Source organism: Planosporangium spinosum, from assembly GCF_049999945.1.
GTDB classification, from domain to species: Bacteria; Actinomycetota; Actinomycetes; order Mycobacteriales; family Micromonosporaceae; genus Planosporangium; species Planosporangium spinosum.
The window spans coordinates 1-21,681 of record NZ_JBLYUB010000040.1; the positions used below are offsets into that span (position 1 = coordinate 1).

The following is a 21,681-nucleotide window of genomic DNA, read 5'->3' on the forward strand; positions in this document are numbered from 1 at the left end:
GTCTACGCCACCACCACCCGGCCGGAACTGCGCCTGATCACCTGCGGCGGCACCTTCAACCGGGCGTCGGGCAACTACACCGACAACATCATCGTCTTCGCCGCCCTCACCGGGTCGCGCTGACCCGGCCGGAGCCGCCACCCGGGCGCCGCCGGGCGACCCGGGTGGCGACCCCGGCCAACACCACACGCCAGGAGGAAGGGCCGACGGCAGGCGACGTCGAGGTCGTCGGTACGCGGGAGAGCGTCCGGTAGCTGTGCCGGATCGTCACAGATCCACCCGGTGACATCGTCACAGATCCACCCGGTGACGCTGTCGTGGACGATCCCGGGGACCGAGTCGGGGCGCGTCGTAGGACTGCGGTGACCAGTGCCGGTTAGGGGATACCGGGGCGGCGTTCGGTGGTTACGGGCCCGGCGTAGCGTCGATGGGTAAGCGCCGGAAGCGGACACGATCCTCTCTGGTGAGAGGCCCCGCCCGGGCGGAGGCGGATCATGGCTGGGCTTCTCGGCATGACGTGAGGTCGAAGTATGGCGTGCGTGATGTGCCCGTCGCCCGCCGTCGGTGGGAGACGCGAGAATGTGTCACATTCAGGTAGGTATGCGATTCCTGGCTGTCCTGTCGACGTTGGTCACGGCAATTGTCATGGCCCCGCCGGCGAGCTCGCCTGTCGCATCCGACGCGCCAGACGTCGTCACCCGCACGGCCGGAGTGCGCAGCGCGGCTGGTGAGGAGAACAGCCCGCCGCCGCCGACCGGCGATCCCCGCATCATCCGTCCGGGCGCCCGCCTGACCACAGTTTTCGACGGCGGCTGTGTCCTCACCGCGGGGGATGCGGCCGACCGTCGCGGCAACGTCTTCTTCACCGATCTCACGCCGACCAACCAATGCCATGACCGTCAGGGTCATGCCGAGGCCGGTGTCATCTTCAGGTACAACACGGCCGACCGGGGTACGACCGTCTTCCGCTCCCCGAGCGGCCAGGCCAACGGTCTGGAATTCGACGCCAACGGCAACCTCGTCGTGGCCGAGTCGGCCGACTACGGGGGCAGGCGCGTCACGCGGACCGACATGCGTACCGGAAAGAGCGTCATGCTTGCCGGCCAGTACCAGGGGCGGCCGCTGAACTCCCCGAACGGCGTGAGCATCGACGAGCGGGGCCGCATCTATGTCACCGACCCCCGCTACGAGGGGGCGGAGACGGTCGATCAGCCGGTCGAAGGTGTCTACCGCATCGACCCCGACGGCTCGATCCACCGGATCATCGTCAACGCCGCCAAGCCCAACGGCGTGCTCGTGTCGCCCGACCAGCGGACGCTGTACGTCACCGACTTCAACACCGGGATCCTCGACACGCATCGGCTCACCCCGCAAGAACTGGCCAGCGTCCCACCCGTGCAGATGACGCTGTGGGCCTACCCGCTGCATGCCGACGGCACCGTGGGCCAGCGTCGAGCGCTGGTCGGCTACCTGCCGCACCTCGGTGCCGACGGCCTCGCCGCTGACGTCAACGGCAATCTGTACGCCGCCGTGCGTGACACGCAGGCGCCGGGCATCCGCGTGTACGACCCGCAGGGGCGCGAGTTGGCCCGTATCCCAACCGGGAACCTCCTGCCGACCAACGCGGAGTTCGGCACCGGACACGAGGCGAACGTCCTGTACATCACGGCCGGCAAGGGGCTCTACCGCATCGTGGTCAACAGCCGTGGTTACCACCTGCCGGCGTCCGAACAAGGGGGCGCGACGCCGTGAGCGGCGCCGGAGACGGCGCGACGAACGTCGCCGCTGGGCCGCTGTTTGGTGCGCCGACCGACGGGTAGCCACACACCGCGGGAGGGGCCCGCGGTGTGCCTGGTGATCAGCCCGTTGGACGGCGTATGGCACGGCGGCTGAAGGTCCCGGGGCTCGTCGGCGAGGTCGCCGCGGAGTTCGCCGGGACCATGATCCTCATCCTGTTCGGCGTCGGTGTCGTGGCCCAGGTGACCGCCGCCAAGCTCGGTAGCCACGACAGCATCGCCTGGGCATGGGGGTTCGGCGTCACGTTCGGCGTCTACGTCGCCGGGCGGATCAGCGGCGGGCATCTCAACCCGGCGGTTACCGTGGCGTTCGCACTGTTCCGCGGCTTCGCGTGGCGGAAGGTGGTGCCGTACCTGGCGGCCCAGGTCGTCGGGGCGTTCGTCGCGGCCCTCGTCGTGCGGTGGAACTACACCGAGGCGCTGCACGTCGCCGACCCCGGGCTCACCATCAAGACCCAGGTCGTGTTCTCCACTCTCCCCGGCAACGGGGTCCTTCCCGTCAGCGCGTGGGGCGGGTTCCGCGACCAGGTCATCGGCACCGCCATTCTGTTGTTCCTGATCATGGCTGTGACCGACGCGGCCAATGTCGCGCCGGGCGCCAACCTCGCGCCGTTCGTCATCGGGCTCATCGTGGTCGCGATCGGCATGGCGTGGGGCGCCGACGCGGGCTACGCGATCAACCCGGCGCGCGACTTCGGCCCGCGGCTCGCCTCGTTCCTCACCGGATACCGCAGTGCTTTTCGCGACCAGACCGGCTACCCGTACTTCTGGGTGCCGATCGTCGCGCCGCTCATCGGCGGCGTCGTCGGCGCCGCGCTCTACCGGGCGTGCGTCGGACGCTTCCTGCCCGCCGCGGTGCCGCCGGAGCCGGGCAGGCTGCCCCGACCCGAGCCGGATGACACCGTGACATGACCCGACCCATCCTTCGAGACTGCGACAAGGAACGTGATGGCTGACTTTGTCGGCGCGATCGACCAGGGCACGACCAGTACCCGGTTCATGATTTTCGACCACGGAGGCAACGAGGTCGGCCGCCACCAGCTCGAACACCAGCAGATCCTGCCGCGCGGCGGCTGGGTCGAGCACAACCCGATCGAGATCTGGACGGGTACGGTGGCGGTCGCCCGCACCGCGATGCACGCCCGCGACCTCACCGCCGCCGACCTCGCCGCGCTGGGCGTGACCAACCAGCGCGAGACCACGGTGGTCTGGGACCGGCGCACCGGCCGGCCGTACTACAACGCGATCGTCTGGCAGGACACCCGCACCGACCGTATCGCCTCCGCGTTGGACCGCGACGGCCGTGGCGAGGTGATCCGACGTAAGGCGGGCCTGCCGCCGGCGACGTACTTCTCCGGCGGGAAGATCCAGTGGATCCTGGAGAACGTCGACGGGGTCCGCGAGGCCGCCGAGCGCGGCGACGCGATCTTCGGCAACACCGACACCTGGCTGCTGTGGAACCTGACCGGCGGCACCCGGGGCGGCGTACACGTCACCGACGTCACCAACGCCAGCCGGACCATGCTGATGGACCTGGAGACCCTCGACTGGGACGACGAACTGCTGTCGTTCTTCGGCATCCCGCGCGCCATGCTGCCGGAGATCCGGCCGTCGTCGGACCCCGACCGGTACGGCACCACCCTCGCGAACGGCCCCCTCGGCGGCGAGGTGGCGCTCACCGCCGACCTCGGCGACCAGCAGGCGGCGACGGTCGGCCAGGTGTGCTTCGCCGTCGGCGAAGCGAAGAACACCTACGGTACGGGCAACTTCATGCTGCTCAACACCGGGACCAAACCGGTCCGCTCGACCAACGGACTGCTCACGACGGTCTGCTATCAGCTCGGTGACGGCGCACCGGTGTACGCGCTGGAAGGCTCGATCGCCGTGACCGGCTCGGCGGTGCAGTGGCTGCGCGACCAGATGCACATCATCCGCAGCGCGGCCGACAGCGAAACCCTCGCCGCTCAGGTGCCCGACAACGGCGGTGTCTACTTCGTGCCGGCGTTCTCCGGGCTGTTCGCCCCGTACTGGCGCTCCGACGCGCGAGGCGCGATCGTCGGGCTGTCGCGGTACAACACCAATGCCCACCTGGCCCGCGCCACGCTCGAGGCGATCTGCTACCAGACGCGCGACGTGGTGGAGGCGATGCAGTCCGACTCCGGTGTGACGCTGGACGTGCTCAAGGTCGACGGCGGGGTCACCGCCAACAACCTGTGCATGCAGGTGCAGGCGGACATCCTCGGCGTTCCGGTGAGCCGTCCCGTCGTCGCGGAAACCACCGCGCTCGGTGCCGCGTACGCCGCGGGCCTGGCGGTCGGCTTCTGGCGCGACACCGACGAGCTGCGCGCGAACTGGAACGAGTCACGGCGCTGGCAGCCGACCTGGACGCCGGAGCAGCGCACCGAGGGCTACCGCAGATGGAAAGCCGCCGTACAGCGCACCCTCGACTGGGTCGATGTCGGCTGACACCTCGATGAAGGGGCGACGCCATGCAACCAGGAGACCTGTCCCCGCAGGCCCGTGAGGCGGCAATCGCGGCGATGTCCGGCGGCGGCGAGCTCGACGTCGTCGTGGTCGGTGGCGGCGTGGTCGGCGCCGGCTGCGCGCTCGACGCGGTCACCCGCGGACTGTCGGTCGGCGTGGTCGAGATGCGTGACTGGGCCAGCGGCACGTCCAGCCGGTCCAGCAAGCTCCTCCACGGCGGCCTGCGGTACCTGGAGATGCTGGAGTTCGGACTGGTCCGCGAGGCGCTCCGGGAGCGCGGCCTGATCCTGCAACGCCTCGCTCCGCACCTGGCACGTCCGGTCCCGTTCCTGTACCCGTTGCGGCATCACGGTTGGGAGCGCGCCTACGTGAACGCGGGGCTCGTCCTCTACGACACGATGGCGATCTCCAGTGGCTACGCGCGAGGTCTGCCGAGGCACCGCAACCTGTCCCGGCACGCGGCTTTGCGGGTCTGCCCGGCGCTGCGAAAAGACGCCCTCGTCGGCGCGGTGCAGTACTTCGACGCCCAGGTCGACGACGCGCGCCACACCATGTTCCTCGTCCGCACGGCCGCCGCCTACGGCGCGCATGCCGCCTCGCGGGCGCGGGTCGTCGATTTCCTCCGTGAGGGCGAGCGGGTCACCGGCGTTCGGGTCCGCGACCTGGAGCACGACCGCGAGTTCGACGTCCGCGCCCGGCAGGTGATCAACGCGACCGGCGTGTGGACCGACGACACGCAGGCTCTGGTCGGCTCACGTGGACAGTTCAGGATCCGGGCGTCGAAGGGCGTCCATCTCGTGGTGCCGCGCGACCGCGTCCACTCGTCCACCGGGCTCATCCTGCGCACCGCCACGAGCGTGCTGTTCATGATCCCGTGGGGACGACACTGGATCATCGGTACCACCGACAGCGACTGGACGCTGGACAAGGCCCATCCGGCCGCCTCGCGTACCGACATCGACTACCTGCTGGGCGAGATTAACAAGGTGCTCGCGGCGCCGTTGGAGCGCGCCGACGTCGAGGGCGTCTACGCGGGCCTCCGGCCGCTGCTGTCCGGCGAGTCCGACGTGACGTCGAAGCTGTCGCGCGAGCACAGCGTCGCCAGTCCGGTGCCGGGCCTGGTGGTGGTGGCCGGTGGCAAGTACACCACGTACCGGGTGATGGCCGCCGACGCGGTCGACACGGCCGTGCACAGCCTCGGCGGCGCTGTCCCTCCTTCGTGTACCGAGCAGGTCCCGCTCGTGGGGGCCGAGGGGTTCGTCGCACTGTGGAACCGGCGGCACAGCCTGGCGGCGGACAGCGGGTTGCACATCGCGCGGATCGAGCACCTGCTCCACCGGTACGGCTCACTCATCCACGAGGTGCTCGATCTCATCCGCGCCGACCGGGCGCTCGGCGAACCGGTCCCGGGCGCCGACGACTATCTGCGCGCCGAGATCGCCTACGCCACCTCGCACGAAGGCGCCCGCCACGTCGAGGACGTCCTCACCCGCCGTACCCGCATCTCCATCGAAACCTTCGACCGCGGCCTCAGCGCACTGCCCACCACCGCCACCATCATGGCCGACGTGCTGGACTGGTCGACCGAGCAGATCGAGCGCGAGGTGACGCACTACCAGCTCCGGGTCGAGGCCGAACGCGCCTCGCAGGAGCAGCCCGACGACGAGACCGCCGACGCGACCCGGCTGGGCGCGCCCGATGTCGTACCACTGGCGCACCAGGCGGCCTGAGCCGCCGGTGGGGGAGGCGGCCCCACCGGTCGACGAACAGCGACAGGAAGGGGTGGATGCCGGCTGCGGACGGGCGGTAACGGGCGGTAACGGGCGACACCGGCAGGTGACTGGCGAACGCGGTGAAGCCGATGTGTCCTGATCCGTGGCGGTCCTTGCCGGGGCCCATAACGCGACAGCGGCATGACAGCTGGCTTCGATATCCTTGCCGCGGCTGATGTCCAACCGCGACCTGGGGAGGTCCGATGCTGCCGCCCGGTGAACTGTTCCACCAGATCGACGTCGAGATCGACAGTCTCAAGGGCATCGCGGCCGCGATGCGGGAGAACCTGGAGCAGGGCCTGCGTACCCAGGTGCCGGCGGTACACGACGCGATGCAGCCCGGCGCCACCATCGGCGGCCAGATCGCCGGCGGGGAGTGGGTCCGGCTGCAGAACACCTACTCCCGGTGCATCGAGGAGACACTGACGGCGGTGTACGGCATCGACAAGGGTAGTCAGGCGTTGGCGCAGGCCGCCGACCTGATCGCCAAGCGCTACGGTGAGACGGACGCGTTCGCGCGGGCCTCGGCCAGCGACGTGGACGCGACCCTCGTCGTGCCCTCCGCAGCCAACCCCCTGACGCCGAGGGCGACGGTGGAAGCGCAGTGAGTAACTCCGGAGACTACGGCTCGTTCGACGTCAAGCAACTGTTCCACATGATCGACGCTGCCAAGCGGGATCTGCCGCAGACCCATCAGCAGATCCAGGCGTGGCAGAAGACCAGCGAGATGCTGGACTCACACGCCGACCGGCTGCGCGGGTACCGCGACGACCTGGCCGCGCAGTGGCCGCCGGAGCGGAACGAGGCGGCGGCGGCGTACCTGCGTCACCTCGACGACCTGCTGTCGGCGGTGTCGAAGACGGCGTCGGCATCGGCGGTCAACCACTGGCAGCTGGTGCACACCGTCGAGGCGATCGAGCAGGCACACAAGACGCTGAAGCCGCTCTACGACGAGTACGTCGGCAACGAGAAGAAACTGGCCGACTACCGGGAGCAGATCCGCACCGCCGAGGCGACCGGCAGCGTCGCCGGCGGCGTGGCAGGCCGCGTTGCCGGCGGTCGGCTGGGCGGCCTGGTCGGTGACGCCCTCGGCGGCTTCGGAGCGAAGGCCGGCATGGAGCTGTTCACCTCGTCGCCGGTACCGGACGGCCGCCAGGACCACCTCAACCAGCAGGCCCGCGCCGCCATGGCGGCGCTGGGCGGCGCGGCACAGGACGCGTCGTCGAACATGGAGACACCGCCACCGTACGACCCGCCGCAAGTCCATGAGGTCGACGACGCACAACACATCGGCGACAGTTCAACCGGTGGGGCGCACCGGCCTCCGGTGATCGCGCCGCCGGCCCACACCCGCGGTTCGTACCTGCCTGAGGTGTCCGCGCCGAGCGGCCAGGAGGCGCCCGACCTGCCGTCGTCGCCCAGCGCCGGCCCGGTGCTGACCGGAGGCACGGTCGGTACACTGCCGGCCAGTGGTCATCTTCCCGGAACGGGCAACCCGATGCCGAGCCCGACCGGCAGCCCGATGCCGGGCACGGTCTTCGGTGTTCCCCCGGTCGCCGGTACGCCGGGCGTGGGTGCGACACGTGTCTCCGGGTTCGGCAGGCCCGGCGGTGGCCCGGTCACGGGGCCGGTGGCCCGTGCACTCCCACCCGGCGGCGTCATCGGCGGTGCGGGTGGCTTCGGTCCCGCCGGCCGTCGGGGGACGGCCGGCGCACCTCGGGTCAACCCGGTCGGTGGCGTCCTCGGCCAAGGCGGCGGGGGGCCGGCGGCGGTCGGCGGGTCGAAGGGTGGTGCCGCTGCCAGTCGTGGTGGCGTCGGGCCGGGTGTCCTCGGCGGGCAGCGCGCCGGTCGCCGTGGTGGTGAGGGCGAGGAACGGGCCTGGGATCCGGACAATCCGTGGGCGGTCGGCGAGGGCGTCGCGCCGGTGATCGAGCCGGGCCACGAGCCGCGGTCGCACGATGCCGGCCCCGGAGTTATCGGGATCGACCGGTGACGGCCCGATCGCGACGCTGGGTGGCGGCGGTCACCGGCGGGCTGGTGGCCGCACTGGCGGCCGCGCCACCCGCAGTGGCGGATTCGTTCCGCGACCGGCAGTGGCACCTGAGCGTCCTCAACGTCGCCCAGGCCCACCAGATGACCATGGGGGACGGCGTCGTCGTCGCGGTCGTCGACTCGGGTGTCAAAGCCGACCACCCGGACCTGGCGGGCAACGTCCTGCCCGGCGTCGACCTGACCGGCGTCGACACGAAGGGCCAACAGGACACCAGCGGTCACGGCACCGCGATGGCCGGACTCATCGCAGGCCACGGCCACGGCCCCGACAACGCCGACGGGGCCATCGGCATCGCCCCTCACGCCAAGATCCTGCCCATCCGCGAGCACCGGGATCTCCTCGGCACGACGGGTGGAGTCGCCGCCGGCATCGACGCCGCCGTGAAAGGCGGAGCGAAGGTGGTGTCGGTCTCGCTCGCTGTGGCTCCGAACGACGCGTTGAAGCAGGCGGTTCAGACCGCCTTGGCCGCTGATGTGGTCGTCGTGGCGGGCGTCGGCAACCGGCCCAAGGACTCCTTTGTGGGGTATCCCGCCGCCTACCCGGGTGTGGTCGCGGTCGGCGCTACCGACAAGGACGGCAACCTCGCCCCGGTATCCATGACCGGCAGGGAGGTGATGTTGACCGCGCCGGGCGTCGACATCGTCTCCACCGACGGTATCGGGGGCTACCGCATCGGCACCGGAACCAGCGACTCCACCGCAATCGTCGCCGGGGCGGCCGCACTCATCCGGGCCAAGTACCCCACGCTGCCCGCAACCGAGGTCGTGCACCGGCTCACCGCCACCGCCACCGACAAGGGCACCCCGGGCAGAGACCCGCAGTACGGCTATGGCGTGCTCAACCTCGTCGCTGCCTTGACCGCCGATGTCAAGCCAGCACCGACAGGCGGTGGCTCCGCGCCCACGGACGGCCAGCCGTCGCCAGCGGCCGCCGGGCCTACCGCCGAGGCGGAAGGATCGACGCCGCTGAAGCTCAGTCCGGCGTTCTTCGTGTGCCTGGGTGTGGTTGGTCTGTTGGTGGCCGTCGGCATCGGCCTGGCCATCTGGCTGGTGGTACGTGGTCGAAACAAGCCGTCGTCGGCTGTCACCGGATACCCAGCCTCCGGCCACAGCACATCCCCGCACCTGCCGTACCCCCAGGGGCCGGGCCAGCGACAGCACTCCGCTCCACCGCCCGAGTCCTCCTCCTAGCTGGTCGGCACGCCCAGCCGGTCGAGCAGGCGACGGCGTAGCCCCGCCACCCGCTGGGCCTGCCCGCCGGCCAGGCCCGCGCCCGTTCGGCCAGCCCGACCTCCGTCAGCGCTGCGGCGGTACGGGCGGGTGCAGGCGACGTTCGGCGACATGAAGAAATCGTCTAGATTCCACCGATTTGCGCGTAGATCGTGTGAAAACCCGGGCGAGTAGCAGAGCGGGATGGCTGGGGCGGTACCTGGGGGTGTCCCTGTTCCGCCTCAGCGCCGGGATGCGGCTGCCGATGAACAGACGTGTACCCCACGAACCTGACCGACGAGCAGTGGGCGCTGCCCGAGCCGCTCCGCTGCGCGGCGGGCGGCGGCCGGTCGCGTACCGTCGTCGGCATGACACCGGAGGAGATCGCCGACCTCGCGCACCTGCGCCGGGCACGCGACCTCATGGACCGCGACTACGCGCAGCCCCTCGACGTCCCGGCGATGGCGCGCGCCGCCCTCATGTCGCCCGCGCACTTCTCGCGCAAGTTCCGTGCGGCGTACGGCGAGACGCCCTACTCCTATCTCATGACCCGCCGCATCGAGCGCGCGAAGGCATTTCTGCGCCAGGGGATGTCGGTCACCGATGCCTGCGTGGCGGTCGGCTGTACCTCGCTCGGCTCGTTCAGCTCGCGGTTCACCGAGATCGTCGGCGAGACGCCGTCGCGGTACCGTGCGCGCGACCACAGCGACCTCGAGGTGCTGCCGTCGTGCGTGGTCATGGTCGCCACCCGACCGCGGCGAACGCCGGCCGCGGCCTGACGCGAGGCGCGGCGAGCCCCGTGGTCGGAAGTACCGACCGTGCCCGGCGCACCGAGCAGGATCGAAGAAGCACAGGTGGCGGCACGCGACATAAGGTCGTCGCATGGCAGTAACCGTCTCCGCAATGTTCATCCCTGTCCACGACCCCGACGCCGCGCTCGGCTTCTACCGCGACGCGCTCGGCCTCGAAGTCCGCAACGACGTCGCGTCCGGCGGCTACCGCTGGGTCACCGTCGGCGCCCCGGGGCAGGACGTGGACATCGTCCTCTTCCAACCGCACGGCGGTCGCTCGCAGGCCGAGGGTGATGCCCTCCTGACGCTCGTGACGCAGGGCTCCCTGCAGGCCGCGATCTTCCGGACCGACGACCTCGACACCACGTTCGAGAAGGTGCGGGCGTCGGGCGCCGAAGTGCTCCAGGAGCCGGTGTCGCAGCCCTGGGGCGCGCGCGACTGCGCGTTCCGCGACCCCTCGGGCAACCTCGTCCGCATCGCGCAGGCCTGACCGTCGCCCGCCCGGAGCGCCGCACATACCGCCGGCTCCGCTCGGTGAGCACGTCCCGCGCCGACGTCGTGCCCGAGCATGCCGGTGGCCGCGGAGGAACTGTCCGCGGCCCCGCTCTCCATCCCGGGGTGGAGAACGGGGCCGCACCGGTCAGTGGGTGGCGATGGCGGTGAGCACGTCGAGCCGGGCGGCGCGGCGGGCGGGCAGCAGGCCGGCGGTGAGCCCGGCCAGTACGGCGGCGCCGACGATCGCCAGCAGCTGCCCGGTGGGTACCCGCACGACGAGCGGGCTGTCGGCGCTGAGGCCCATGAGGGTGGCGGCGGCCAGCCCCAGGCCGATACCGACGCCGGTGACCACGGCCACGGCGGCGACCAGGACGGCCTCGGCGCGGATCATCCAGCGCACCTGCCGGCGGGTCATCCCGACCGCGCGGAGCAGGCCGATCTCGCGGGTGCGTTCCACGATGGACAGCGCGAGCGTGTTCGTGATGCCGAGCAACGCGATGAGGACGGCGAAGCCGAGCAGCACGGTGATCAGTCCGAGGACCTGGTCGATGGCGGCGGCCCGGCCGGCGGCGGCCTCGGCCTGGTTGAGGACCTCCGCGTTCGGGAAGTCGGCGATCGCCTGACCCAGCGTCGCGCGGGCCGCCTGCGGGTTGACACCACCGGCGAGGGTGACCAGGACGCTGGCGTCGACGTTCTCGCTGTAGTGCTTCGCATAGGTGCCGAGCGAGATGATGTAGCTGCTGCTGAGCGCCTGGGCGCTGGTGTCGTCCAGGAGACCGACGACGCGTAGCTGCTGCTCCCCGTCGCGGGGGAAGGTCATCGGCAGGCTGTCCCCGACGCGCAGGCGCCGTTCGGTGGCGACCTTGTCGGCGAGCACCATGCCGTTGCCGTCCAGCGCGTCGAGGGTGCCGGCGGTCATGCGGACGTGGGCGACCCGCGGCAGGGTGGCCGGGTCCACGGCGGTCAGTACGCCGGTCATGCCCTTGTCGAGCCAGTGCCCGTAGCGGATCGGCGAGGCCACGGCCACCTCGGGCAGGCCGGCGGCGCGGCGCGCGACCTCCGGCGACAGCCCGCCGAGCATCTCGTTGCGGCTGCTCTGGATGACCAGGTCGGCGGTGATCTGCTCCTGGTAGGTCGCGCCGATCGCCTTGACCGAGCTGCCCAGCACGGACACGAAGCTGATCAGCGACAGGCCGAGGGCCAGCGCCATCGCCGTGGCCGCGGTGCGCCGAGGGTTGCGGACGCATGACTCCCGGGCCAGCGTGCCGGGTACCCCCAGGGACGTCAGGGGACGTCCGACGCCTTTCGCCAGCGCCGGTGCCAGTACCGGGCCGAGGACGACAAGGCTGGCCAGGAAGAGTGCCGCGCCGACCGCGACACCGGCGATGTCGTGGAAGGCCGCCGCGGCGACGAGCTGGACGACGCCGAGGCCGAGCACCACCCAGCCGATGATCGACCGGAGGCGCCGCGGTGGCGTCGCACCCGGGCCGGACAGGCGCATCGCCTCGACCGGTGCGATGAGGGCGGCGCGGCGGGACGGCCCGACCGCGGCGAACAGGGTGACCAGGGTTCCGGCGGCCAACGCGATGATGATCGTGCGTACGGTCACGTCCAGCGGGCCGTCGGGCAGCGCCAGCCCGGCGCGCCGGGCGAGCCCGCGCAGGCCGTAGGCGGCGCCGACGCCGGCCGCGGTACCGCCGGCCGCGCCGGTGACGCCGACCAGCAGCGCTTCGCCGAGGACCGAGGCGAGCACCTGCCGGCCGGTGGCGCCGGCGGCGCGTAGCAACGCCAACTCCCGGGTGCGCTGGCTGAGCACGATGCCGAAGGTGTTGGCGATGAGGAACGCGCCGACGAGCAGCCCGGCGGCGGCCAGGGCCAGCAGCACGAGGCGTAGATAGTTGACGCTCTGCTTGGCGGCGGCAGCGCTGGCTGCGGCCGCGTCCTGGCCGGTGGTGACGGCGTACCCGGCGCCGAGTGAGGTGGCCAGCCGGGTGCGCAGGTCGGAGACGGCGACGGCGGGGTCGGCGATGACGTCGAGCGAGGTCACTCCGGAGCCGAGGCCGAGCAGTGTCTGTGCGCATGCCAGGTCGACGAGCACGACGGCGGTGTTGGGGAGGCCCTCGTCGTCGCCGATGCCGGCCAGGCCGACGACCCGCAACTGCCGGCTGGCGGTGGCCGACACGGTGATGGTGTCACCGAGCCGCACGGCGTGTTCGCGGGCGGTGGCCGCGTCCAGGACCACCTCGTCGGGGCCGTGCGGTGCGTGCCCGGCCCGCAGGCGGTAGGCGGTGAACGGCGCCTCGGCCCAGCTGCCCAGCATGGTCGGCCCGCTGGGGAGCACGGCCTGCCCGCGGACCTTCAGCTGGCCGGCACCGGAGGCGGTCGGTCGGACGCGGTCGACGCCGGGGATGGCGGCGACGCGGTCGGCGAGATCGGCCGGTAACGGGTCGCGCTGCACCTCCACGCCCATCGCGCTGCCGAAGGCGGCGGCGCCGCGGACGGTGAGGTCGACACCGGCCGCGGTGGTGCGGAACTGTGCGTCGAGCAGGCGGCCGCTCGTGTCGGTGAGAACGAGGCTGCCGGCGACGAACGCGACGCCGAGCGCGACGGCCAGCCAGGTCAGGGCCAGGCGGGAGCGGTGCGCGAGCGCGGTGGAGACGGTCAGGCGCCACATCGCGATCACGCCCCCACCGTCGTCGTGGGCACGTCCAGCCGCGCCATGCGCGTGAGCACGGTCTCGGCGGTGGGGTCGGCCAGCTCGTCGACGATGCGCCCGTCGGCGAGGAAGACGACCTGGTCGGCGTAGGAGGCGGCGACCGGGTCGTGGGTGACCATCACGATCGTCTGGCCGAGGGTACGCGTGGCGTCGCGCAGGAAGGACAGCAGCGCGGCGCCGTGGCGGGAGTCGAGGTTACCGGTCGGTTCGTCGGCGAAGACGAGGTCGGGGCGGGCGATCAGGGCCCGGCCGACGGCGACGCGCTGCTGCTGGCCGCCGGACAGCTCGCCGGGGCGGTGGCTGAGCCGGTCCTGCAGGCCGAGCATCGCGACCAGTTCCGCCTGCCAGGCCGGATCGGGTCGCTTGCCGGCGAGGGTGAGTGGTAGCGCGATGTTCTGTGCGGCGGTCAGCGACGGGACGAGGTTGAACGCCTGGAACACGAAGCCGAGCCGCTCCCGGCGCAGCAGGGTCCGCTCCCGCTCGGACAGCGCGGTCAGGTCGGTGTCGCCGAGCAGCACCCGGCCCGAGTCGACGGTGTCCAGACCGGCGAGCGCGTGCACGAGGGTGGACTTGCCCGAGCCGCTGGGCCCCATGACGGCGGTGAACCGGCCGGCGGGGATGGCGACACTGGCGCCGTCGAGCGCACGGACGGCGGCCTCGCCCCGGCCATAGGTCTTGACGAGGTCGACGGCGCACGCCGCGATCCGCGCCGCAGACCCCTGCGGCGGAGCCGGCCGGCTGGCGGTGGGTGTGTTCACGGATTCTCCTGAGTGGGCGGGCCGCGGCGTCGGCGACGGACGCGGCGGGGCTTGGGCGAGACGATGGGTGGGATCGGTCAGGACAGGACCGGGCAGCGGGCGAGCACGGTCGCGCTCAGCACCGGGGCGGCGTGGTACGAGGAGTGTCGCGACCCGGGCTGTCCGTGCGCTGGCCGATCACTTCGCGGCCGGCTGTCGGTCAGGCGGTCGTGGACAGCGCACGGACAGCAGACCGTCAGGTACGGGCTGGGCTACGGAGGCTGGCGGGTGCGTCGGTAGCCGATGTGCCCGCCAGCCGGTGACTCACGCGGGGGCGAACGAACCAGGTTCCCGCCGGGTACCTGGTTCGGTAAGCGCGGCGCCGACGGCGCGGACAGCGAACAGGTTCGGCACGGCGGATCCCCGGTGCGGCACCGCGCTGCCGACAGTGGTGGGGGATGGCGGGGGCGGCGTCGGTGAGGCGTGGAGACGATGCCGGCCGGGTGGGGGCGACGGGCCGCGCCCCGGAGGTCCGGTCGCCCGGTCAGCCGGCCGGCGCGTCGCCGCCGGCGACCTCGAGCGGATCCTCCAGCAGCCGTTCGAACGCGAGCTCGGCCGCGCCCATCAGCGGCGCGTCGTCGCCGAGGATCGAGGTCCGGAGCCGGACGTGTTCGCGGCACGCGGGCAGCGCCATGCCGTCGAGGCGGCCGCGTACCTGGGCCCCGCCCGCCAGGTACAGGTCGCCGAGCGTGCCGCCGAAGAGGACGGCTTCCGGGTTGACGATGGTGACCAGGTTTGCCACCCCGAAGCCGAGCCAGTCGGCCACGTGCCGGACGGCTGCCTGGGCGGTGTGGTCCCCGCGGGCGGCGGCGTCGACGACGGCGAGCACGGCGTCCGAGCCTCCTGCGCCGTCCCGCCCGGCGCGCCGGAGGAGGGCGCGTTCGCCCACCTCGGTCTCCCAACAGCCGCGCGAGCCGCACCAGCACGGCTGTCCGTCCGGGTTGACCACCATGTGTCCGACCTCGCCGCCGTGCCCGCCGTGCCCGGTGACCCGCTGCCCGTCGGCGATGATGCCGGCGCCGATGCTGGCGTCGCCGTGCAGGTAGATGACGTTGCGCAGGCCCGTAGCCGCACCCCGGACGTGCTCCGCCAGCGCCGCGAGGTCGGCCACGTCGCCCACCAGCGGGGCACGGTCGTCGCCGAGCCGGCCCTGCAGCACCGCGCCGGTGGCGCGCGGGCTCATGGCCAGCGTCCCGTCCGCCTGCCGCAGTACGCCGGCGACGGCTACCGCGCTGCCGACGCAGAGCGCGTCGGCCGGTACGCCGCGGTGCAGCCCATGAGCCAGGGTGGCGAGCGGCTCCAGCGTTTCGGGAAGTGGCGCCCCGGGTGGGCGAGGCAGGTCGCGCCGCTCCAGTACGACGCCTCCCAGGCCCACCCGGGCGGCCCGCAGGCGGTCCACTTCGACGCTGAACGCGTACGCGAAGACCCGCGTCGAGCGCGGCCGGACGACCAGCGACGGCCGCCCCGCGCCGTGGTTGCGGGTGGGTACCGTCTCGGTGACGAGCCCGGCGGTGACAAGGTCGGCGGTGAGGGTACCGATCGTGCTGCGGTTGAGGCCGAGCCGGTCGGTCAGTTCGGCGCGCGAGGTGGCGCCGTGGATGTGTACGTACCGCAGCAGCGTGCCGAGGTTGTGCCGGCGGACCGCCTCGAGGTTCGCGGCGGCCGCCGTAGCGGACCGGGCGCCGGCCGCGGAGCCCGTCCGGTGCTGCCTCTGCTCTCGGGCGCTGACCATCGGTCCTTCCGATCGGCACGGAACGCCTCATGACGAGCATGGGTCCCCGGAGCACAGTCTCCGGGGACCCATGACGAACGTGTCCGGCTCCGAACGCCTACTTGGTGAGCGGGGCCAGCTTCGGGTCGTTGGCGTACGACTGCGCCGCGTTCTCCTTGGTCACGATGACCGGCGGGAGCAGGTACGACGGGACGACCTTGACGCCGTTGTTGTACGACTTCTCGTCGTTGACCTCGGGCTTCTTACCGGCCTGCAGGTCCTTGACCATCTGGATGCTCTGCTTGACCAGGTTGCGGGTGTCCTTGTTGATGGTCGAGTACTGCTCGCCCGCCACGATGGACTTGACCGACTCCACCTCGGAGTCCTGGCCGGTGACGACCGGAACCGCCTTGCCGGCGCCCTTCACCGAGGTGATGATCGCCCGGGCCAGGGTGTCGTTCGGCGACAGCACGCCGTCGAGGGTCTTGCCGGAGCTGTAGGTCGAGGTCATCAGCGAGTCCATCCGCTGCTGCGCGTTCTCGGCCTTCCAGCCCTGGGTGGAGACCTGCTTGACGTCGGTCTGGCCGGAGCCGACGACCACGTTGCCCTTGTCGATCTCGGGCTTGAGCACGTCCATCGCGCCGTTGAAGAACACGCCCGAGTTGTTGTCGTCGGGCGAGCCGGCGAACAGCTCGATGGTGTACGGGCCGGTCGGCTTCTTCTTCTTCATGCCCTCCAGCAGGGCCTGGCCCTGCAGCTGGCCGACCTTGAAGTTGTCGTAGGCCACGTAGTAGTCGACCGCGTTGGTGTTCTTGAGCAGCCGGTCGTACGCGATGACCGTGGCGCCCGCCTGCTTGGCGGCCTCGACCTGGGTGGTGAGCTGGGCGGCGTCGATCGCGCCGATCACGATCACCTTGGCGCCCTTGGTGACCATGGCCGAGATCTGGGCCTGCTGCTCGGCGACGCCACCGGTGGCGTACTGCACGTCGGACTTGAAGCCGGCCTCCTTGAGCCCGTTGGTGAACAGGTCACCCGCGAGGACCCAGTTCTCGGAGGTCTTCGTCGGCAGAGCGACGCCGATCAGCGAGTCGGCCGCGAAGCCCTTGTCGGAGTTCCCGCTGCTCGACGAGCCGCTGTCGGAGTTGCGGCTGGAGCAGCCCGTCAGGGCCAGCAGGGCGATGGCGCCGGCGGCGACGCCCCTGACGACTAACTTGCGCATAGTGTGTTGCCCTTCTTCGGAGTGAGCCGGGGCGGACGTGATCCGCCCCGTTGACGGTGGACGGTCAGCCGGCCACCGGCGTCTTGTCGGGCTCGGTGCCCGTCGGGGTGGGGATCAGGGGGGTCCCGCTGGAGCGGCGGAACGGCCGCGTGATCGAGTCGATGACCGAGAACCGGCCCTGGCGCTTGTTGTACACGTCGAGCGCGACCGCCAGCAGCAGGACGAGGCCCTTGATGATCTGTACCTGGTCCGAGCCCACGCCGAGGAGCTGCAGGCCGTTGTTGAGCACGGCCATGACCAGACCACCGACGATCGAGCCGCTGATGGTGCCGAGACCACCGGAGACGGCCGCGCCACCGATGAAGACGGCGGCGATCGCGTCCAGTTCCCAGCTCAGGCCGTCCTGCGGACCCGAGGCCGAGGCCCGGGCGACATAGATCATGCCGGCGAGCGCCGCGAGGACGGACATGTTCATCATGACCAGGAAGTTGACCCGGCGGAGCTTGACGCCGGAGAGCTCGGCCGCGCGGGAGTTGCCGCCGACGGCGTAGATGTGCCGGCCGACCGAGGTGTTGCGGGTGACGAACGAGTAGATCAGCACCAGGACGGCGAGGATGATGCCGGAGATCGGGAAGCTCGTGCCCACCCGGCCGCCGGCGAAGCGCAGCGCGGCGAAGATGATCACCGCGAGGATGATCGCCAGCCGGATGCCGGTGACCCACAGCGGCGCCGGCTCGGCGCCCATCGCCCGGCGGGTCTGCCGGGCGCGCCACTCGCGGATCACCACCGCCACGCAGGCGGCCAGGCCGAGCAGCAGGGTCAGGTTGTTGTATCCGGTGTCCGGCCCGACCTCCGGCAGGAAGCCCGCGCCGATCTTGCGGAACCCCGCCGGTACCGCGATCGTCTCCGCGTTGCCGATCGCCTGGTTACCGCCGCGGAACAGCATCATGCCGGCGAGGGTCACGATGAACGCCGGCACCCCGACGTACGCCACCCAGAAGCCCTGCCACGCGCCGATCAGCGCACCGACGACCAGGCCGAGCAGGATCGCCGCCGGCCAGGGCACGTGGTAGGTCGCCATCGACTTCGCCACGACGATGCCGACGAACGCGGCGATCGAGCCGACCGACAGGTCGATGTGTCCCGCCACGATGACCATGAGCATGCCGATGGCCAGGATCAGGATGTACGAGTACTGACTCACCAGGGTGATGAGGTTGGTGGAGTTCAGCGTGAGCCCGTCGGTCAGGACGTGGAACAGCGCGACGATCGCCACGAGGGTGAAGATCATGCCGAACTGGCGGGCGTTGGACGTGCTTCCGCTGAAGAGGTGCTTCTGAAGGTCTCTGATTCGGCTCATGACATCTGCATCTTCTTCGTCGAGGTCATCAACTTCATGAGGGTCTCCGGGTCGGCGTCCCGGCGCTCGATGCTGCCGGTGATGGTCCCTTCGGACACCGTGTAGATGCGGTCGCACAGGCCGATCAGCTCCGGAAGTTCTGAGGAGATGACGATGACGCCCTTGCCCTGGTCGGCGAGCCGCTGGATGATTCCGTAGATTTCGTACTTCGCGCCCACGTCGATGCCCCGGGTGGGTTCATCGAGGATGAGCAGGTCCGGGTCGGTGAACATCCACTTGCCCAGGACGACCTTCTGCTGGTTGCCGCCGGAGAGCTTGACGACGCCCTCGTCGACGGTGGGGGTCTTGATCCGCAGGCTGGTGCGGTACCCCTCGGCGGCCTGGTACTCCTTCACCTGGTCGACGACCCCGGCCGTGGAGATCTTGGACAGCTTCGCCGCCACCACCGACGTCTTGATGTCGTCGAGCAGGTTCAGGCCGACCGACTTGCGGTCCTCGCTGACGTACGCGAGCCCGTGCGCGATCGCGTCGGCCACGTTCTTCAGCTCGATCTCACGACCGTCCTTGACTATCCGGCCGGAGAGGTACGTGCCGTAGGAGCGGCCGAAGACGCTCATTGCGAGCTCGGTACGCCCCGCGCCCATCAGGCCGGCGAAGCCGACGATCTCGCCGCGGCGCACGTGGAAGTTGGAGCCCTTGCACACCATCCGCTCGGCCGAGACCGGGTGGCGCACCCACCAGTCGTCGACTTCGAAGAAGACCTCGCCGATGTTCGGGGTGTGGTCGGGGAACCGGCTGCTCAGCTCCCGGCCGACCATGCCGCGCACGATTCGGTCCTCGTTGACGCCGTCGGCCTTCACGTCCAGGGTCTCGATGGTCCTGCCGTCGCGGATGATCGTGATGGAGTCAGCGATCTGCTCGATCTCGTTCAGCTTGTGCGAGATCATGATCGAGGTGATGCCGCGCTCCTTGAACCCGCGGAGCAGGTCGAGCAGGTGCTGGGAATCCGCCTCGTTCAACGCCGCCGTGGGCTCGTCCAGGATGAGCAGCTTCACGTCCTTGGCGAACGCCTTGGCGATCTCGACCAGCTGCTGCTTGCCGACGCCGATGTCCTTGATCAGCGTGTCCGGGTCCTCGTCGAGGCCCACCAGCTTCATCAGCTCGGCCGCCTTCAGGTTGGCGGCCTTCCAGTCGATCCGGCCGAAGCGGCGCGGCTCGTTGCCGAGGAAGATGTTCTCGGTGATCGACATCCCCGGGACCAGGGCGAGCTCCTGGTGGATGATCACGATGCCGACCCGTTCGCTGGCCCGGATGTCCGAGAACCGGACCTCCTGTCCCTGGTAGACAATCTCCCCGGAGTACGTGCCGTGCGGATAGACACCGCTGAGTACCTTCATGAGCGTCGACTTGCCGGCGCCGTTCTCTCCGCAGATCGCGTGGATCTCCCCGGCACGGACGGCCAGGTTGACGTCGGACAGTGCCTTGACGCCGGGGAACTCCTTCGTGATGGAGCGCATCTCCAGGAGCACCGGGGCGTCACTCATCGGTCGTCTCCTCGATTCGGGCCGGTCCCGCGTACGGCTCTCGCTTCGGGGGCCCGCACCACGTCACCCACGTCATGTTGCCTCCGGGAGCGCTCGTCAGGGGTTGGCATGCGTTTGTTGCGCGCTCGAACATATTCAGAGTCGAACACGTTTCGCAAGTTCTCCACGTGTTTCCCTAAGGTCACAACCTGGTAATGCGGCCGTGACATCGGCTGTCGGGCCGGGAGGGCCGCTCGGTCGGACCGCCGGTCGACGTCCGATTAAGGTAAATGATTGTGGTGCGGGGGCTATCGGGAAAAATTGTCCATGAGGCTTGATCTAGACCAGCTCATCCCTTTGCGGGCTGATTGCCGAAATTGGAGGGATCGCCGGTACGACCAGCGGAATCGATCCGCCGAATGTCCGATTCCGCCCGGCCATCCCCGGCGCGACGGCCTACCGCGCGCGGATCGCGCCCGGTGCCCCATCCGTTCCGGCAACGCCGGCGACCGGGCGTGACCGGCGCCGCCGGCAGGACCTGACCGCCGGCCGATGTGCCGCCAGCGTCGACGAGACCCTCCACGTGGGAACCCGTACGACAGCCACGAAACCGCCATGGGTCGTCTCGGCCGACGCTCCGACACGGCCATGGCGGATACACGGTGTGGTCGACGCGGATGCGGATACGCGGTGTGGTCGACGGCGGGGAGGCAATTGACCACGGACCGCGGCGAGGATCGACCACGTTCACCGGTACATCCGGTGAACGTGGATGGACGCCGCGTCAGGCGGTGAGCCGGACCGTCCGGCCGGTCCGCGCTGCCTCCTCGGCGGCGGCGAGGACCGCGGTGACCTCGACCCCGAACCGCACGTCGAGCTGCGACTGCGGTCCGCCGTCCGCGGCGGCGAGCAGCTCGTCGAGCATGCGTCCGAACGCCACGACCGGCTCCCACGACATGGTCGGCACCGGGACGACGCCGGCCTTGCCCGCGAAGACGGCTTCCTGCCGGGCCGAGGCCGGCGGCGCGTCGACCGAGAGCGTCAGTGTGCTGATCGCCTCTGACGCGTGCCGCAGCAGCAGGCGGGTCAGGTCACGGGGGCCCGCCATCGCGGTCACCTCGGTGACCGGGCCGAGCACCGGGAGTACCAGCGCGAGCGCGTGCGGGCCGACGTCCCACAGGCCGCCGCTCTCGCGGCGCCAGGGCGACGCCCCGAACGGGTTGCCCTCCTCGAAGATCGAGCCGAGGTGGTCGACGCGGGCCTCGGCCCAGCCGTCGGTCTTCTGGGCCTGTTCGAGGAACTCCCGCAGCTGCGGCACGAAGCGCCGGGTGAAGAAGACCGCGGAGGCGAGGTGATTCTCGGCCACGGCTGAGGCGATCTCCTCGGCCTCCGCCACGGTGAACGCCACCGGCTTGTCGAGCGCCAGATGCTTGCCCGCGCGCGCCGCCGCCAGTGCGATCGGCGCCTGTACGTCCGGCGGCAGGGCCACGGCGATCGCATCGACGTCGGCGATCAGGCCGTCGACGGTGGGGTAGGCCCGCGCCCCGTACTCGCCGCCCAGCGCGGCGGCCTTGTCCGGGTCACGACCCCAGACGCCGACGAACTCGACGCCGGGATGCGCGGCGAGGCCCGGCGCATGGGTCATGTGGGCCCAGGGCCCCGTACCGAATAGTCCGAACCGCATCGCCGGCGCCACCTCTCCCTCGCCACGTTCGCCGGGCCGAAAGTTAACACGGATCCGCGAACGTCCGGCCAG

At 70.9% G+C, this 21,681-nt stretch carries 17 protein-coding genes; 9 read left to right on the top strand and 8 right to left on the bottom strand.

The annotated features are described in order from the left end of the window. Positions 1-600 precede the first annotated feature (600 nt). From ACNTMW_RS31835 to mycP, 7 genes are all read left to right on the top strand, one after another. A complete protein-coding gene (locus ACNTMW_RS31835) occupies positions 601-1,752 on the top strand; it encodes an SMP-30/gluconolactonase/LRE family protein (RefSeq protein ID WP_426637699.1) in 1,152 nt (383 codons plus the stop codon). Positions 1,753-1,877: 125 nt separating this feature from the next. Continuing rightward, complete coding sequence (locus ACNTMW_RS31840) at positions 1,878-2,708, top strand: MIP/aquaporin family protein (RefSeq protein WP_426637700.1); 831 nt, start codon at positions 1,878-1,880, stop codon at positions 2,706-2,708. A 36-nt stretch (positions 2,709-2,744) separates the two neighbouring features. Next, positions 2,745-4,262, top strand: coding sequence for a glycerol kinase GlpK (gene glpK / locus ACNTMW_RS31845; protein WP_426637701.1), 1,518 nt, complete (start codon positions 2,745-2,747; stop codon positions 4,260-4,262). A gap of 23 nt (positions 4,263-4,285) precedes the next feature. After that, positions 4,286-6,010, top strand: a complete 1,725-nt coding sequence (locus ACNTMW_RS31850; RefSeq protein ID WP_426637702.1) for a glycerol-3-phosphate dehydrogenase/oxidase — start codon at positions 4,286-4,288, stop codon at positions 6,008-6,010. Between the two features lie 245 nt (positions 6,011-6,255). Further along, on the top strand, positions 6,256-6,660 hold the full coding sequence (locus ACNTMW_RS31855) for a hypothetical protein (protein ID WP_426637703.1): 405 nt from the start codon (positions 6,256-6,258) through the stop codon (positions 6,658-6,660). Next, a complete protein-coding gene (locus tag ACNTMW_RS31860) occupies positions 6,657-8,045 on the top strand; it encodes a flagellar export protein FliJ (protein WP_426637704.1) in 1,389 nt (462 codons plus the stop codon). The genes ACNTMW_RS31855 and ACNTMW_RS31860 overlap by 4 nt, the downstream gene beginning before the upstream one ends. After that, positions 8,042-9,295 (top strand): type VII secretion-associated serine protease mycosin, encoded by a 1,254-nt coding sequence (gene mycP / locus ACNTMW_RS31865; RefSeq protein WP_426637706.1) that lies wholly within the window; start codon positions 8,042-8,044, stop codon positions 9,293-9,295. The genes ACNTMW_RS31860 and mycP overlap by 4 nt, the downstream gene beginning before the upstream one ends. Here the strand turns inward: mycP and ACNTMW_RS31870 are convergent. Beyond that, complete coding sequence (locus ACNTMW_RS31870; protein WP_426637707.1) at positions 9,292-9,447, bottom strand: hypothetical protein; 156 nt, start codon at positions 9,445-9,447, stop codon at positions 9,292-9,294. The two genes, mycP and ACNTMW_RS31870, sit on opposite strands and share 4 nt — an antisense overlap. A gap of 234 nt (positions 9,448-9,681) precedes the next feature. Between ACNTMW_RS31870 and ACNTMW_RS31875 the strand changes: the two genes are divergently transcribed. Together ACNTMW_RS31875 and ACNTMW_RS31880 are read left to right on the top strand one after the other, a co-directional pair. Further along, positions 9,682-10,092 carry a helix-turn-helix transcriptional regulator gene (locus tag ACNTMW_RS31875; protein WP_426637745.1) on the top strand — a complete coding sequence of 137 codons (411 nt, stop codon included), beginning with the start codon at positions 9,682-9,684 and terminating at the stop codon, positions 10,090-10,092. Between the two features lie 103 nt (positions 10,093-10,195). Continuing rightward, positions 10,196-10,594, top strand: coding sequence for a VOC family protein (locus ACNTMW_RS31880; RefSeq protein ID WP_426637709.1), 399 nt, complete (start codon positions 10,196-10,198; stop codon positions 10,592-10,594). Positions 10,595-10,744: 150 nt separating this feature from the next. Here the strand turns inward: ACNTMW_RS31880 and ACNTMW_RS31885 are convergent, their stop codons facing one another. The 7 genes from ACNTMW_RS31885 to ACNTMW_RS31915 form a co-directional block, all read right to left on the bottom strand. Continuing rightward, positions 10,745-13,273 (bottom strand): ABC transporter permease, encoded by a 2,529-nt coding sequence (locus tag ACNTMW_RS31885; protein WP_426637746.1) that lies wholly within the window; start codon positions 13,271-13,273, stop codon positions 10,745-10,747. A 5-nt stretch (positions 13,274-13,278) separates the two neighbouring features. Then, positions 13,279-14,073, bottom strand: a complete 795-nt coding sequence (locus tag ACNTMW_RS31890) for an ABC transporter ATP-binding protein (protein ID WP_426637710.1) — start codon at positions 14,071-14,073, stop codon at positions 13,279-13,281. A gap of 523 nt (positions 14,074-14,596) precedes the next feature. After that, positions 14,597-15,844, bottom strand: coding sequence for an ROK family transcriptional regulator (locus ACNTMW_RS31895; RefSeq protein ID WP_426637711.1), 1,248 nt, complete (start codon positions 15,842-15,844; stop codon positions 14,597-14,599). A 97-nt stretch (positions 15,845-15,941) separates the two neighbouring features. Next, positions 15,942-17,042, bottom strand: coding sequence for a substrate-binding domain-containing protein (locus tag ACNTMW_RS31900; protein WP_426637712.1), 1,101 nt, complete (start codon positions 17,040-17,042; stop codon positions 15,942-15,944). Between the two features lie 64 nt (positions 17,043-17,106). After that, complete coding sequence (gene mmsB / locus ACNTMW_RS31905; RefSeq protein ID WP_426637713.1) at positions 17,107-18,402, bottom strand: multiple monosaccharide ABC transporter permease; 1,296 nt, start codon at positions 18,400-18,402, stop codon at positions 17,107-17,109. After that, entirely contained in the window at positions 18,399-19,946 is a 1,548-nt protein-coding gene (gene mmsA, locus ACNTMW_RS31910) for a multiple monosaccharide ABC transporter ATP-binding protein (protein ID WP_426637714.1), read from the bottom strand. The genes mmsB and mmsA overlap by 4 nt, the downstream gene beginning before the upstream one ends. Before the next feature lie 763 nt (positions 19,947-20,709). Continuing rightward, positions 20,710-21,609: a Gfo/Idh/MocA family protein gene (locus ACNTMW_RS31915; protein WP_426637715.1), complete on the bottom strand. Its 900-nt coding sequence runs from the start codon at positions 21,607-21,609 to the stop codon at positions 20,710-20,712. Positions 21,610-21,681: the final 72 nt, after the last annotated feature.

What these genes read in the sequence shown, in the direction of transcription:
- ACNTMW_RS31895 (WP_426637711.1), bottom strand. Translation starts at nt 15,844, where the DNA reads ATGGTCAGCGCCCGAGAGCAGAGGCAGCACCGGACGGGCTCCGCGGCC.
- ACNTMW_RS31835 (WP_426637699.1), top strand. Translation starts at nt 601, where the DNA reads ATGCGATTCCTGGCTGTCCTGTCGACGTTGGTCACGGCAATTGTCATG.
- mmsA (WP_426637714.1), bottom strand. Translation starts at nt 19,946, where the DNA reads ATGAGTGACGCCCCGGTGCTCCTGGAGATGCGCTCCATCACGAAGGAG.
- mmsB (WP_426637713.1), bottom strand. Translation starts at nt 18,402, where the DNA reads ATGAGCCGAATCAGAGACCTTCAGAAGCACCTCTTCAGCGGAAGCACG.
- ACNTMW_RS31855 (WP_426637703.1), top strand. Translation starts at nt 6,256, where the DNA reads ATGCTGCCGCCCGGTGAACTGTTCCACCAGATCGACGTCGAGATCGAC.
- ACNTMW_RS31850 (WP_426637702.1), top strand. Translation starts at nt 4,286, where the DNA reads ATGCAACCAGGAGACCTGTCCCCGCAGGCCCGTGAGGCGGCAATCGCG.
- ACNTMW_RS31880 (WP_426637709.1), top strand. Translation starts at nt 10,196, where the DNA reads ATGGCAGTAACCGTCTCCGCAATGTTCATCCCTGTCCACGACCCCGAC.
- ACNTMW_RS31875 (WP_426637745.1), top strand. Translation starts at nt 9,682, where the DNA reads ATGACACCGGAGGAGATCGCCGACCTCGCGCACCTGCGCCGGGCACGC.
- ACNTMW_RS31870 (WP_426637707.1), bottom strand. Translation starts at nt 9,447, where the DNA reads ATGTCGCCGAACGTCGCCTGCACCCGCCCGTACCGCCGCAGCGCTGAC.
- glpK (WP_426637701.1), top strand. Translation starts at nt 2,745, where the DNA reads ATGGCTGACTTTGTCGGCGCGATCGACCAGGGCACGACCAGTACCCGG.
- ACNTMW_RS31900 (WP_426637712.1), bottom strand. Translation starts at nt 17,042, where the DNA reads ATGCGCAAGTTAGTCGTCAGGGGCGTCGCCGCCGGCGCCATCGCCCTG.
- ACNTMW_RS31915 (WP_426637715.1), bottom strand. Translation starts at nt 21,609, where the DNA reads ATGCGGTTCGGACTATTCGGTACGGGGCCCTGGGCCCACATGACCCAT.
- ACNTMW_RS31840 (WP_426637700.1), top strand. Translation starts at nt 1,878, where the DNA reads ATGGCACGGCGGCTGAAGGTCCCGGGGCTCGTCGGCGAGGTCGCCGCG.
- ACNTMW_RS31885 (WP_426637746.1), bottom strand. Translation starts at nt 13,273, where the DNA reads ATGTGGCGCCTGACCGTCTCCACCGCGCTCGCGCACCGCTCCCGCCTG.